We start from the raw sequence: 12,749 nt of genomic DNA, 5'->3' as shown, positions 1-12,749 counted from the left end.
CCGTGCGTACCTGTCTCCTGCAGATACGCGACGGGGGCGCCGAGGGTTCCTGGCGCGGGGGGCCGGAACCGGTCCCGGAGGCCCGGGATCAGCCCCAGAGGCCGCCCCGGGCGACGCCGAGGTAGAAACCGACGGCGGATGCGCCGAGCGTGATCATCAGGACGAAGCGCTCGGCGGTGGTGACCGAGACGAACACGCCCCAGAGCCCCGCGACGATGCCGAGCAGGCCCGTCCACGAGGTCAACAGGTGCAGGTTGTGGAAGAACGACGTGGTGAAGGAGATGACGCCCAGCAGCGCGGTCAGCGCCACCAGGGTGTTCTCCCGCGGGTGCGGGTGGCCGTCGGTGTTGAGGGTGAGGGCGGGCATGCGGTGGACGGACTGTGCCATGTGTCCCACCTCCTGGCGTGGAGACGAACGGGCAGGATCCCGTTCCGTCCAGATTGCGGCGGTTGGACTGGTCTCACAACCCCTATGCGTTTTGTTCGGCCGTACGGGTGCGGGTAGGCTGTGCCGTCTGCACTGGTGTAGTTGTGCCCCCTTGCGCCCTCTTGCGGGCGGCCGCCCGATCGGGTGAGCGGGGCCCGACTGTCGGACCCGGCCGCTACGGTGGCCGGTGTCGTCACGAGCTCCGGTGCCGACGCTGCACAACCCTCCTGCCACGGAGAGACCGTGGCCGTTGAGTCCAAAGGAGGTGGGTTACCCATGCGTCACTACGAGGTGATGGTCATCCTCGACCCCTCGGTCGAGGAGCGCGCTGTCTCCCCCCTGATCGAGAACTTCCTCACCGTCGTCCGCAACGCCGGCGGCAAGGTGGAGAAGGTCGACACCTGGGGTCGTCGCCGTCTGGCTTACGAGATCAACAAGCAGTCCGAGGGCATCTACTCGGTCATCGACCTGAAGGCCACGCCTGAGGTCGTCAAGGAGCTCGACCGCCAGATGGGCCTGAGCGAGTCGGTTCTGCGGACCAAGGTCCTGCGCCCGGACACCCACTGAGCCACCTCTGAGGCCTTCGGGTCTCGGGTAGCTCGCGACCGCTGTTTCACGTGAAACAGCGGTGAACGGACATCTTCCCGAGAGGTCATCACCACCATGGCAGGCGAGACCGTCATCACCCTCGTCGGCAATCTCGTCGACGACCCCGAGCTGCGCTTCACCCCGTCGGGTGCGGCGGTCGCGAAGTTCCGCATCGCGTCCACCCCCCGCACCTTCGACCGCCAGACGAACGAGTGGAAGGACGGCGAGAGCCTCTTCCTCACGTGCAACGTCTGGCGGCAGCCGGCGGAGAACGTGGCCGAGTCGCTCCAGCGCGGCATGCGCGTCATCGTGCAGGGCCGACTGCGCCAGCGGTCTTACGAGACCAAGGAAGGCGAGAAGCGGACGGTCTTCGAGGTCGAGGTCGACGAGGTCGGCCCGAGCCTGCGCTCGGCGACTGCCAAGGTCACCCGGGCCAACCGCTCCGGTGGCCCCGGCGGCCCCGGTGGCGGCTTCGGCGGCCAGCAGGGCGGCCAGGGCGGCGGTGGCAACTGGGGCGGCGGTGGCGGCCAGCAGGGCGGCGGCTGGGGTGGAAACTCCGGCGGCCAGTCCGGTCCCTCCGACGACCCGTGGGCTTCCAGCGCCCCGTCCGGCGGCAACCAGGGCGGCGGCGGCTGGGGTGCCCCGTCCGGTGGCGGCTTCTCGGAAGAGCCCCCGTTCTAAAGAGCTGACAGATTTCGTGCGGCCCGGCCGCAGGCGTCCCCGGACGCCCGCCGGGTCGTGAACCCCAAATGGAGCACACAATGGCGAAGCCGCCTGCTCGCAAGCCGAAGAAGAAGGTTTGCGTCTTCTGCAAGGACAAGGTCAACTACGTTGACTACAAGGACACGAACCTGCTGCGGAAGTTCATCTCCGACCGCGGCAAGATCCGTGCCCGCCGGGTCACCGGCAACTGCACCCAGCACCAGCGTGACGTCGCCACGGCCGTGAAGAACAGCCGTGAGATGGCGCTGCTGCCCTACACCAGCACCGCGCGCTAAGAGAGGGTGACCGAGTAATGAAGATCATCCTCACGCACGAGGTGCCGGGTCTCGGCTCCGCCGGCGAGGTCGTCGAGGTCAAGGACGGCTACGCCCGCAACTACCTGGTCCCGCGCGGCTACGCCATCCGCTGGACCAAGGGTGGCCAGAAGGACGTCGACGCCATCCGTCGCGCCCGCAAGATCCACGCCATCCAGACGCTCGAGGCCGCCAACGAGGTCAAGGGCAAGCTCGAGGGCGTCCAGGTCAAGCTGGCCGTCCGCTCGGGCGACGCCGGCCGTCTGTTCGGCTCGGTGACCCAGTCCGACGTCGTCGAGGCCATCAAGGCCGCCGGCGGCCCGGCCGTGGACAAGCGCGCCGTCGCGATCGCCTCGCCGATCAAGACCGTGGGCACCCACAAGGTCTCGGTCAAGCTGCACTCGGACGTCGTGGCCAACCTCGACGTCGCCGTCGTGGCTGCCTGAACCGCATAGCAGTGGCCCGAGGGCCGGACTCCTCCACGGAGTCCGGCCCTCTGCGCTCTCCCGGGACGGGACTCAGCCCCGGACCGCGCCGGTGACCAGCCACCTGCCGCTGCGGGCGCGCAGGACCATGAACCCCGCGCGGACCAGCATGAACAGGTTCATCGCCCACCACAGCCCGGCCAGCCCGGTGCCCGTCGCCGGGACCGCGAGGGCCGCCGGCGCGAACACGGCCAGGGTCGCGAGCATCGCCCACGCCAGGTACGGGCCGTCCCCGGCTCCCATCAGGACCCCGTCCAGCACGAACACCAGGCCGCTCAGCGGCTGGGTGAGCGCGAGCAGCAGCAGCGCGGTGTGCAGCTGAGCCTGCACCGCCGGATCGGGCGTGAACAGCGGGACGTACAGCGGGCGGGCCACGACGACCAGCAGGCCCAGCACGACGCCGGACCCGATGCCCCACTCGACCATCCGCCGGGTGGCCGCCTTCACCCCCGGGACGTCCGAGGCGCCCAGGTAGCGGCCGATGATCGCCTGGCCGGCGATCGCGATCGCGTCCAGCGCGAAGGCCAGGAAGCTGAACAGCGTCATGGCGATCTGGTGCGCGGCGACCTGGGTGTCGCCGAGCCGGGCGGCCACCGCGGTGGCGATCATCAGTACGGCCCGCAGGCTCGCCGTCCGCACCAGCAGCGGCCCGCCCGCCCTGGCGCTCGCCCGGATGCCGGCGGGGTCCGGCCGCAGTGAGGCCCGTTCCCGGCGGGCGCCGCGGACCACCACGACCACGTAGACGGCGGCCATCCCGGTCTGCGCCAGCACGGTTCCCCACGCCGAGCCGGCCACACCGAGCCCGGCGCCGTACACCAGGCCGGCGTTCAGGCCGATGTTGGCGGTGAAGCCCGCGACGGCGACCACGAGCGGCGTGCGGGTGTCCTGGAGGCCGCGCAGCACGCCGGTGGCGGCCATGACCATGAGCATCGCGGGGATGCCGAGGGAACTGATCCGCAGGTACGTCACGGCGTAGGGCGCGGCCGTGTCCGAGGCGCCGAGGACGTCCGCGGCCCAGGGGGCCAGCAGGAGGGTGAGCGCGACCACCGCGACGGACAGGCCCAGGGCGAGCCAGATGCCGTCGACGCCCTGCTGGACGGCGGCCCGGCGGTCCCCGGCGCCGATCCGGCGCGCCACGGCGGCGGTCGTGGCGTAGGCGAGGAAGACGAAGATGCCGGTGGCGGTGGAGAGCGCGGCCGCGGCGACGCCGACGCCGGCCAGCTGGGGGGTGCCGAGGTGGCCGACGATCGCCGAGTCGGCCATCAGGAAGAGCGGCTCGGCGACGAGCGCGCCGAAGGCGGGGACGGCGAGGGCGAGGATCTCGCGGTCGTGCCGGCGTCTGGAGGGTCCGGTGGTGGCGGCGGTCATGCGCTCCAGGTTACTCATCCACAGGTAATGACTGCTAGGACTAATTGGCTATTACTCGAACGGATGAGTGGCGAGCCCGGCGGGCTCCGCGCCCACAGCCGTCCGGTGGTGTGTGAAGAATTTCTCATGCACAGACCCCGGAAGAGGTAATTCCAGGTCAGAGAGTTGACGTGGGGTCGATGGTCCGGTTATCCACAGGACCTTCCACAGGGGCGTCCACAGCTTTGCGGCAGTTCTCCACAGCCCGGGCCCGCTCGTCCACACCCCCTGTGGATAACCGTGTTGGCTGAAGGGCGTCCGGCCCCTTAGCGTGGGCTCTCCGCCCGACACTCCCACCCGCCCCGGCGTCCGTTTTGTCGGCCCCGTGGCGTACAAAGAGGAGCGGCTCCGCTCCAACTCGCACCACTCGCTGATCGGGGAACACGCGTGACCGGCCCCCAGTACGACGACCACGACGCCCCGCCGCCGGAGGACGACTGGCAGACCGCCGAGGACCCCTTCCCGGCCGGTGCGTTCGACGACGCGCCGTTCCCGGACGGGCCCGGCGACCGGCTCCCGGTCTCGCGGGGTCGCGGCGGGGGCCAGGGCGACGGCTTCCAGAAGGGCGGCGGTTTCCAGAAGGGCTCCCAGAAGGGCGGGGGCTTCCAGAAGGGCTCCCAGAACGGCCAGGGCGAGCGCCGCGACCGCCGTGACGACGAGGGCCGGGGCGGCGCCGACGGCTTCGAGCGCGTCCCGCCGCAGGACCTCGCGGCCGAGCAGTCCGTGCTCGGCGGCATGCTGCTCTCCAAGGACGCGATCGCCGACGTCGTCGAGGTGCTCAAGCCGGCCGACTACTACCGGCCCGCGCACGAGATGATCCACGGCGCGATCCTCGACCTCTACGCCCGCGGCGAGCCGGCCGACCCCATCACCGTGGCCGGTGAGCTCACCAAGCGCGGCGAGCTCCAGCGCGTCGGCGGCGCCCCCTACCTGCACACCCTGGTCAACTCCGTCCCGACCGCGGCCAACGCCGAGTACTACGCCCAGATCGTCCACGAGCGCGCCGTCCTGCGCCGCCTGGTCGAGGCCGGCACCCGGATCGCGGGCATGGGCTACGCGGCCGAGGGCGACGTCGACGAGATCGTCAACGCGGCGCAGGCGGAGATCTACGCCGTCACCGAGCAGCGCACCAACGAGGACTACGCCCCGCTCGCCGACATCATGGAGGGCGCCCTCGACGAGATCGAGGCCATCGGCTCGCGCAACGGCCAGATGTCCGGCGTACCGACCGGCTTCGCCGACTTCGACCAGCTCACCAACGGCCTGCACCCGGGCCAGATGATCGTCATCGCGGCCCGTCCCGCCATGGGCAAGTCCACGCTCGCGCTGGACTTCGCCCGGGCCTGCTCGATCCACAACAAGCTGCCGAGCGTCATCTTCTCGCTCGAAATGGGGCGCAACGAGATCGCGATGCGCCTGCTCTCCGCCGAGGCCCGGGTGGCACTGCACCACATGCGCTCCGGGAACATGACGGACGACGACTGGACGCGGGTCGCCCGCCGCATGCCGGACGTCAGCGAGGCGCCGCTGTTCATCGACGACTCGCCGAACCTGTCGATGATGGAGATCCGGGCCAAGTGCCGCCGGCTCAAGCAGCGCAACGACATCAAGCTGATCGTCATCGACTACCTCCAGCTGATGCAGTCCGGCGGCTCCCGCCGGGCCGAGAACCGCCAGCAGGAGGTCTCGGACATGTCGCGAAACCTGAAGCTGCTGGCCAAGGAGCTTGAGGTGCCGGTGATCGCGCTGTCCCAGCTGAACCGTGGTCCCGAACAGCGCACCGACAAGCGGCCGATGGTCTCCGACCTGCGCGAGTCCGGCTCGATCGAGCAGGACGCCGACATGGTCATCCTGCTGCACCGCGAGGACGCCTACGAGAAGGAGTCCCCGCGCGCGGGCGAGGCCGACCTGATCGTCGCCAAGCACCGTAACGGCCCGACGGCGACGATCACCGTCGCCTTCCAGGGCCACTACTCGCGCTTCGTGGACATGACCCGGGACTGATCCCGCGCTCCTGTAGGGTCTCAGATTTCGTGTCCTAATCTCAGGATCAATGGCCAAGTGATGGCCGATAGGACGCGGATCTGAGACCGGCCGGTCAGGCCGTTCATCCGTTTGAGTGATTCTGATCGCGACGCGGACCGTCCGTGAACAGCGTGCTGGCACCGTGGCCGTACGGGCAGTTGCCCGAGGCTGGGGGTGCACGATGGACGGTGCCGCTGCGACTGTCAGCGTTCGTCATCGAGGTGGCGAGGTCGTCGAAGACCGAGCGTGGGCTGAAGTGTCGGTCGGGCTGCTGAAGACGGCCGTGCCGTGGCGAACCTTCCGCTGGTACAAGGGGCAGAGGCACTACTCCGGTGTCTACTGGTCGGCGACGATGCAGGACCACGTGATTTACGAGTCGCGCCTTGAGCTGGCTCGACTGCTGTTTGCCGACTTCGATCCCTCCGTGCAGCGCATCACGGCCCAGCCTTTCCTGTTGAAGGCTCAGGTGGAAGGGCAACTCCGTAGGCACGTCCCGGACTACTTGCTGGTGACTGGGCAAGGACCAATGGTCGTGGACGTCAAGCCGCTCAGCCGGCTGTCCAGGCCCGAGGTGGCGTTCACCTTCGACTGGACTCGGTGGGCGGTGGAGTCACAGGGATGGCAGTACGAGGTCTGGAGCGAGCCGCCGACCCCGAAGTTGGAGAACATCCGTTTCCTGGCGGGCTACCGTCGGGACTGGCTCTTCAGTTCCGATCTCCTGGACGAACTCCGCGAGGCCGAGCTTGACGGAGTCTCTATTGGCCAAGCCGAAAGTCTCCTGCCCTGCCATCCGGCGCCTCAAGTGCGGTCCGCGATCCATCACCTGCTCTGGACGCACGATCTCGTCACCGACCTCGACCAACCCCTCGTTCCTTCCCAGACCTTGAGGAGGGGCGCGTGACCCGGGCCGGCACCCGGGTAGGAGTTGGCACTCGCTTCCGCTACGACGGGGAGACCGTCGAGGTTGTGGAGATGGTCGCGACCACCGCAGGGAACGAAGTGGTCCTCAAGGACGGCCGGGGCCGACTGCTTCGGCTGTCATTGAGGCAACTGCTGTTCTCCGACCACGCCACCGTCGTTGCGGACCAGCCCGGACCGGCGACCGACGATGTCGACGAGATTGCCTCGGTAGTGCTGGGCCAGCTCCACGAGGCTGAGAGGCGGAAGATCCTCGACCAAGCCGAGCACGTTCGTGAGGTCCTGACGGGATATCGGTCCGGAAGCCCGGAACTGGCGCGTGAAGGCGAGCCTCGTCCCGAGTACGCGCCGGAGAAGCCTTTGGAGGCCAAGTACGCCGCGAAGGGTGCGGAGCTCGGGGTTGCCGCACGCTCGGTAAGGCGTTGGGTCACTGCGTTCCGCGAGCACGGCGAGGCCGGACTGGCTCCTAGGAAGGGGCTGGAGAGGAAGTCGCAGGTCACAGCCGACGACCGGTGGGTGGAGACCGCGCTGGAGGTGATGGTCGAGCACACGGGGCAGTCCAAGCCGTCCCGCACGATGGTCATCGATCGAACGCGGGCACGGGTGATCGCAAGGTTTGGTCCGGACGTGGTGCCTCAGCCGAGCCGGGCGACGGCGTTTCGGCTGCTGGCTGAGTTGGAACGGCGGCACCCTCTGTTCCGGCTGAGCACGAAGCGGAACCGGGACATCGCCGACCGGCCCGAGGGTGCCTACGGCAAGCTTCGCCCGACCAGGCCGGGCGAGTACCTCGTGATGGACTCCACCCGGCTGGATGTCTTCGCGTTCGACCCGATCACGCTGCGGTGGGTGCAGGCCGAGCTCTCGGTCGGGATGGACTGGTACACCCGCTGCATCACCGGGATCCGGATCACGCCGGTCTCTACGAAGGCGGTGGACGTCAGCGCGGTGCTCTACCAGTCCTTCCGGCCCCGCCCGGCGGTTCGAGACTGGCCCAGGCACGCGGTCTGGCCCGAGCACGGCATCCCCAGAACGGTGCTGGTGGACGTCGACGCGGCCGAAGGCCCAGGGCTCGCCTCGCCGGCTCTCGTTCCGGAGACGCTGGTGGTCGACCACGGCAAGGTCTACGTCTCGGAACATCTGACCAGCGTCTGCCGTCGAATGGGGATCTCGATCCAGCCAGCCCGGCTGCGTACAGGCCGAGACAAGGGCCCGGTCGAGCGGTTCTTCCGGACCATCCGCGAGGACCTCCTACAGGCCCTGCCCGGCTACAAGGGGCCCGATATCCACTCCCGGGGCGAGAGACCGGAGGACGACGCGTTCTTCTTCCTGGACGAGCTGGAGGCGATCATCCGTGAGTGGACCGCGGTGGTCTATCACTGCCGACCTCACTCCGGTCTCCTCGACCCGGGCTTGCCCGGGATGAGGATGTCCCCGGCGAAGATGTTCGAGCACGGCATGGCGAGGGCCGGCTACATCGAGGCCCCGCGGGATCCGAACCTCGCCTTCGAGTTCCTGCAGACCAAGTGGCGCACGATCCAGCACTACGGCGTCGAGATTGACCGCCGGCGCTACAACGGACCCGCGCTCAACGCCTACCGCAACCTCAAGAGCCCCTACGACGGACCGGTCAAGAACAGCTGGCCGTTCCAGGTGGACCCCGACGACATCACCAAGATCTACTTCCGGGATCCTGACAGCCGTCGCTGGCACACCCTGCTCTGGGAGCATGCTCCAGCGGCGCACATGCCGCTGAGCGAGGACGCCCTGGCCTTCGCTCGGAAGCTGGCCGCCTCGAAGTACCGCTACCCGGACGACCGGCTCGCTGTTGCCGACCTGCTGGAACGGTGGAACCTCGGGCTGGGAACGACGTTGGCTGAACGGCGCATGGCATTGCGGCTCTCCCGTGAACAGGCTGCGATCGAACTGCCGGATACCGAGGCCGAGACGGTCATCTCGCTTTCGTCCGTACGCAAGGCCCTCGGGGCGGACTCGGACATGGCGGAGCCCGAGCAACCGGAGCCGACTGAGCTTGGCGATGACGACGAGGCCGACCTGGAGGGCCTCACTAACGAGGGCGACTTCTACGCGGACGCCCTGGAGGATGTGTGACCGACACCAGCCTGCAGAATCTGAGCAACCTGGCGCTGTCGCGGAAGGAGGACTTCAAGGCCTTCGTTGATGCACCGCGCCGCGACCAGCCCGAGTCTCTGACTCAGGCTCAGCTGGAAGCACTGGGTATGAAGGCGCGGGCTGAGTACAACCGCCGGCGGCGGGAATGGCACGCGAACCTCGGCCCGATCAAGACCCCCCAACTGATCGAGTTCCTCGAAGATTTGTGGGACATCGTCGACAGCAACCTCCAGGACGGCGACAAGGCCAAAGGGGCCGTGGCCGTTGACGCCTTTCCCGGCCTGGGGAAGACCACCTCGGCGCTCGCGTTCCTGCGGGAGTTTCATCGTCGGGAGGTCGCCGAGCAGGGCGAGTACACCGCCCAAGGGCACGAACGGCTGCCGGTCTGCCGGGTCGGGCTGACAGGCAATACCGGTATGAAGGATCTCAACCGGGCCATGCTGGAGTTCTTCGGTCACCCTGGGCGAAACCGCGGAACCACCGCCCAGTTCGGCCAACGGGCGCTGGACTGTGTGCTGTCCTGTGAGGTCCGCGTGCTCGCGATCGACGACCTGCACTTTCTGAAGTGGGGCAACACCAGCGGCATTGAGGTCAGCAACCACCTGAAGTGGATCGCCAACGAGTTCCCGGTCACCTTGCTGATGATCGGTGTCGGCCTCGCCGACAAGGGCCTGTTCAGCGAAGGTGGCACCACCGGTGACGCAGCACTGGCCCAGACAGGCCGCCGCACCACCCGGCTGGGCATGCGGCCCTTCACGATCGAGAACGAGAAGGGCCGCCGAGAATGGCGGCAGATGCTCCTCGCCCTCGAACAGCGCGTGGTCCTGAGTAACAAGCGCCCCGGCATGCTCGCGGACGACCTGTCCGACTACCTCTTCGCCCGGAGCACCGGGCACATCGGCTCGCTGATGACGCTGATCAACCGCGGATGCCAGCGAGCCATCCGAAACGGCGACGAATGCCTCGATCGGGACCTGCTGAACCGCGTGAAGAACGACGAGGCATCCGAGAAGGCCCGCCAGGAGCTCGAAGCCGCACTGGAGGCCCGTCGGTTGACCAGCCGCCCTCGGCCCTCACGCAAGAAGGTCGCGTGACCAGCGCCTCGAGAACGCTGCCGATCCGGCTGCAGCCACTTCCGGGCGAGGCCCTCGACTCCTGGCTGGAGGCATTAGCCGAGCGCCTCAAAACCCCGCTGGAGGAGGTACTTTCGCAGTTGGGACTGCCGAAGCAAGCAGGCCAGGCGAGTCTTTCGCAGGACGCTCCCCTGAGCTGGGTCACGGTCCTTCGGCCCGACGATGCCGCCCGCATCGCGTTCGCCAGTGGGTTGCATCCACAGCAGATCAGCAGAATGACACTCGCTCACTTCCACAACCGAGCTCTGCTGATGGAAGAACACCGGCCTCGGGTCAACCGGCATGTTCTGTGGGGTCGCGGCTCCGGATCGCGGTATTGCCCCGGCTGCTTGGACGACACCGCCGGCCGCTGGCAGACCACATGGCGGCTCGGCTGGTCCTTCGCCTGTCCCCGCCACCAGCGTCTGCTCGCCGACTCATGTCCGCGGTGCCGCCGTACCCCAAGGGAGCGCCCGCATCACCTCCATGAGGTTCCACGGCCTGGACACTGCACAACCCTGCTGGACCGTGGCCGCCGAGCGCGCTGCGATCACCCGTTCGCCGCAACCACCACGCTGCCGCTGCCGACCGGACATCCCGCTCTCGCAGCGCAGCAACTCATCCTGGAGGCCATCGAATCCGGAGCACCGGCCTTCGGTGTCTACGCCATCTCGCCCCAGCCGGTGACCGCCGTCCTGTCGGACATCCGGGCACTGGCCAGCTGTATCCTGGCCGACGCTGGAGCGACCGCACTGTCCCATCTGATACCCGATGACCTTGCCCAGGCGCACCTGACCGCGCTACCAGGCCACCGCGCGACACCGAAGAAGCGGCCCGGATTCATGGCGCCCCCTTCCGCAGCCAGTACGGCGGCCGCAGTCACCGCAGCCATGCAGATCCTGCGCCAGCCCGACATCCAGCAAGCAGGAAGCGCGCTTCGGAGCCTCTTTAACGAGATTAAGAACGAGCAGCAGTCGGCCACCAGTCCGGGCACTCCACAGATCTGGGGAAAGGACATCAGCCCATTCCTGCACGCCGTCTGTCTCGCGGCCCACGGACCGTCCATGCGGCCCAGCCTGCAGCTCCGGCACCGGACCATCACCGAGTTCCCGCGTCGAGCCACGTCCGGCAGCGAGCAGACCGCACTCCGGGCCCGCAAGATTCCGACCATGCTCTGGCCGGCCTGGACTATCCGGCTAACGCCAGCCGCCGGTGTTAGCCACACCGTGCTCCAGTCCGTCCTGGCGAGCGCCCTCCTTCTGATCGGCAGCAGAACCGAACGCGACGAAGCAGCAGCTGAACTTGGCTCTGCCACCGACAAAGTGAACGTCTCCCGCGTGCTTGAGGTCCTTCGCGACGGCCCGACCTGGCCCGACATCCAGCGCGCGATGGACCGCCTTGTCACCTACCTCGACAGCCACGAGACACCGATCGACTACCGACGCCGTCGCCAGCTCGACTACAGCGGCCTTCTCCCCGACGACGAGTGGCTGAGGATCTGCCGCCACACTAAAGCGATGGCAGGGAACGGACGCCGACAGCGAGTGGTCCGCGCCATCGTCTTTCAGCGCATCAGCGGTCTGCCCTTCACGGCCGACCCCGCCAACGCTGACATCACCGACGATCACTTCAGACATCAGATCACCACCTTCCCGATCACCCAGAACCCTGAGCTGGCAAGGGCCCTTCGCCAGGGCGCCCACGAGTTCCTCGCGCAACACGGCATCCGAGACGAACCTGTCTCCTGGCAACCTCCCTTGAGGCTGCTCGACGGTCTCGATCTTCCTGGGCCTGATCCAGCCCGGATCGATCTCGTCCGCCTGCACGAGTTGATTCGGGGCGAGAAGCACTCGCTGCAACGGGCTGCCGAAGCGCTCAGTACCAGCCTTGACGCTGTTCGGCACACTCTCGACGAGCATCCGGCACCTGGCCTCCCCATGGACAGCCTCCGCCTCCTCCGCGCAGCGGCCAGGGAGAGCATCCCCGCTGAGGAGTTCCGCCGCCTGTACGTGGACGAGCACCTGTCCCTCGACCGCATCTCACAGCTAACAGGCTTCTCCCGAGGAACCCTCACTGCTCTCGCGGGAGAGTACGAAGCCCCTCTCCGCCCAGCGCACGGCTATGCGCACCACGAACCTGTCGACCGCGACTGGTTGTTTGAGCAGTACGTACTCCGTCAGCGGCCGTTGTCTGACCTTGCTCAGGAGAAGGGCATGAGCAAGGCCAACATGCGGAGGTGGGCCCGGATCCACAAGCTCCCGATGCGCCCCAGCGGCGGCGCGAGCCACGCAGACGCACTCCGCAACGCAGAGTCGGTGGAACGAGCTCCGGCCATCCTCCAACCCGTGCTGACCAGTGCCTACGCCAGACAGCGTCTGAGACGCTTCGCCCGAGCGACCGGCTACTCCACGATCAGAGAGGCAGCCGACGGCCTGGGTATCTCCCAGTCGACGCTCTCCTCCCAGATCCGGCGTCTCGAACAGGACCTCGGAGGAGCACTGCTGGAACGTGCCAAACGCAGTAACTCCATGAAACTAACCGAGCTCGGACGGGCGGTCGCCGCAGCCGTTCCGAAGACCATGATGGACGACCACTCGGGCACTGCCCGTTGACCGGCTGGGCCGTCATCGAAGACGCTGGC

The 12,749-nt window shown here is 68.0% G+C and carries 11 protein-coding genes; 9 read left to right on the top strand and 2 right to left on the bottom strand.

Annotated features, from left to right (window positions below; all coding sequences use genetic code 11):
* Positions 1 to 88 precede the first annotated feature (88 nt).
* Positions 89 to 388, bottom strand: a complete 300-nt coding sequence (locus AB0C76_RS13785; RefSeq protein WP_359964114.1) for a hypothetical protein — start codon at positions 386 to 388, stop codon at positions 89 to 91.
* 315 nt (positions 389 to 703) lie between these two features.
* Between AB0C76_RS13785 and rpsF the strand changes: the two genes are divergently transcribed.
* The 4 genes from rpsF to rplI all read left to right on the top strand — a co-directional run bounded on the left by rpsF (position 704) and on the right by rplI (position 2,477).
* Positions 704 to 994, top strand: coding sequence for a 30S ribosomal protein S6 (rpsF, locus tag AB0C76_RS13780; RefSeq protein ID WP_063348486.1), 291 nt, complete (start codon positions 704 to 706; stop codon positions 992 to 994).
* A 96-nt stretch (positions 995 to 1,090) separates the two neighbouring features.
* On the top strand, positions 1,091 to 1,696 hold the full coding sequence (locus AB0C76_RS13775) for a single-stranded DNA-binding protein (RefSeq protein WP_359964112.1): 606 nt from the start codon (positions 1,091 to 1,093) through the stop codon (positions 1,694 to 1,696).
* 80 nt (positions 1,697 to 1,776) lie between these two features.
* Positions 1,777 to 2,013: a 30S ribosomal protein S18 gene (gene rpsR, locus AB0C76_RS13770; RefSeq protein WP_030304537.1), complete on the top strand. Its 237-nt coding sequence runs from the start codon at positions 1,777 to 1,779 to the stop codon at positions 2,011 to 2,013.
* Between the two features lie 17 nt (positions 2,014 to 2,030).
* On the top strand, positions 2,031 to 2,477 hold the full coding sequence (gene rplI, locus AB0C76_RS13765; RefSeq protein WP_359964110.1) for a 50S ribosomal protein L9: 447 nt from the start codon (positions 2,031 to 2,033) through the stop codon (positions 2,475 to 2,477).
* Between the two features lie 72 nt (positions 2,478 to 2,549).
* Here the strand turns inward: rplI and AB0C76_RS13760 are convergent, their stop codons facing one another.
* The gene (locus AB0C76_RS13760) at positions 2,550 to 3,884 is read right to left on the bottom strand and encodes an MATE family efflux transporter (RefSeq protein ID WP_359964108.1); all 1,335 of its coding nucleotides are present in this window, start codon (positions 3,882 to 3,884) and stop codon (positions 2,550 to 2,552) included.
* Between the two features lie 426 nt (positions 3,885 to 4,310).
* Between AB0C76_RS13760 and dnaB the strand changes: the two genes are divergently transcribed.
* From dnaB to AB0C76_RS13735, 5 genes are all read left to right on the top strand, one after another.
* Positions 4,311 to 5,927 carry a replicative DNA helicase gene (gene dnaB, locus AB0C76_RS13755; RefSeq protein ID WP_359964106.1) on the top strand — a complete coding sequence of 539 codons (1,617 nt, stop codon included), beginning with the start codon at positions 4,311 to 4,313 and terminating at the stop codon, positions 5,925 to 5,927.
* A gap of 202 nt (positions 5,928 to 6,129) precedes the next feature.
* Positions 6,130 to 6,849 carry a TnsA-like heteromeric transposase endonuclease subunit gene (locus AB0C76_RS13750; RefSeq protein WP_359964105.1) on the top strand — a complete coding sequence of 240 codons (720 nt, stop codon included), beginning with the start codon at positions 6,130 to 6,132 and terminating at the stop codon, positions 6,847 to 6,849.
* Complete coding sequence (locus AB0C76_RS13745; protein ID WP_359964103.1) at positions 6,846 to 8,975, top strand: Mu transposase C-terminal domain-containing protein; 2,130 nt, start codon at positions 6,846 to 6,848, stop codon at positions 8,973 to 8,975. Before AB0C76_RS13750 ends, AB0C76_RS13745 begins: the two co-directional genes overlap by 4 nt.
* Positions 8,972 to 10,090: an ATP-binding protein gene (locus AB0C76_RS13740; RefSeq protein WP_359964101.1), complete on the top strand. Its 1,119-nt coding sequence runs from the start codon at positions 8,972 to 8,974 to the stop codon at positions 10,088 to 10,090. Before AB0C76_RS13745 ends, AB0C76_RS13740 begins: the two co-directional genes overlap by 4 nt.
* On the top strand, positions 10,087 to 12,720 hold the full coding sequence (locus tag AB0C76_RS13735; protein ID WP_359964099.1) for a TniQ family protein: 2,634 nt from the start codon (positions 10,087 to 10,089) through the stop codon (positions 12,718 to 12,720). The genes AB0C76_RS13740 and AB0C76_RS13735 overlap by 4 nt, the downstream gene beginning before the upstream one ends.
* The last annotated feature ends 29 nt before the right edge of the window (positions 12,721 to 12,749 follow it).

Source organism: Kitasatospora sp. NPDC048722 (assembly GCF_040650235.1).
Lineage (GTDB): Bacteria > Actinomycetota > Actinomycetes > Streptomycetales > Streptomycetaceae > Kitasatospora.
Note: the sequence above shows the minus strand (reverse complement) of the source record. Positions and strands in the feature narration are given on the sequence as shown.

Bases quoted from the DNA above. Each gene is read 5' to 3' on its own strand.
- rplI (WP_359964110.1), top strand. From the start codon at position 2,031: ATGAAGATCATCCTCACGCACGAGGTGCCGGGTCTCGGCTCCGCCGGC.
- rpsF (WP_063348486.1), top strand. From the start codon at position 704: ATGCGTCACTACGAGGTGATGGTCATCCTCGACCCCTCGGTCGAGGAG.
- AB0C76_RS13775 (WP_359964112.1), top strand. From the start codon at position 1,091: ATGGCAGGCGAGACCGTCATCACCCTCGTCGGCAATCTCGTCGACGAC.
- AB0C76_RS13750 (WP_359964105.1), top strand. From the start codon at position 6,130: ATGGACGGTGCCGCTGCGACTGTCAGCGTTCGTCATCGAGGTGGCGAG.
- AB0C76_RS13785 (WP_359964114.1), bottom strand. From the start codon at position 388: ATGGCACAGTCCGTCCACCGCATGCCCGCCCTCACCCTCAACACCGAC.
- AB0C76_RS13760 (WP_359964108.1), bottom strand. From the start codon at position 3,884: ATGACCGCCGCCACCACCGGACCCTCCAGACGCCGGCACGACCGCGAG.
- rpsR (WP_030304537.1), top strand. From the start codon at position 1,777: ATGGCGAAGCCGCCTGCTCGCAAGCCGAAGAAGAAGGTTTGCGTCTTC.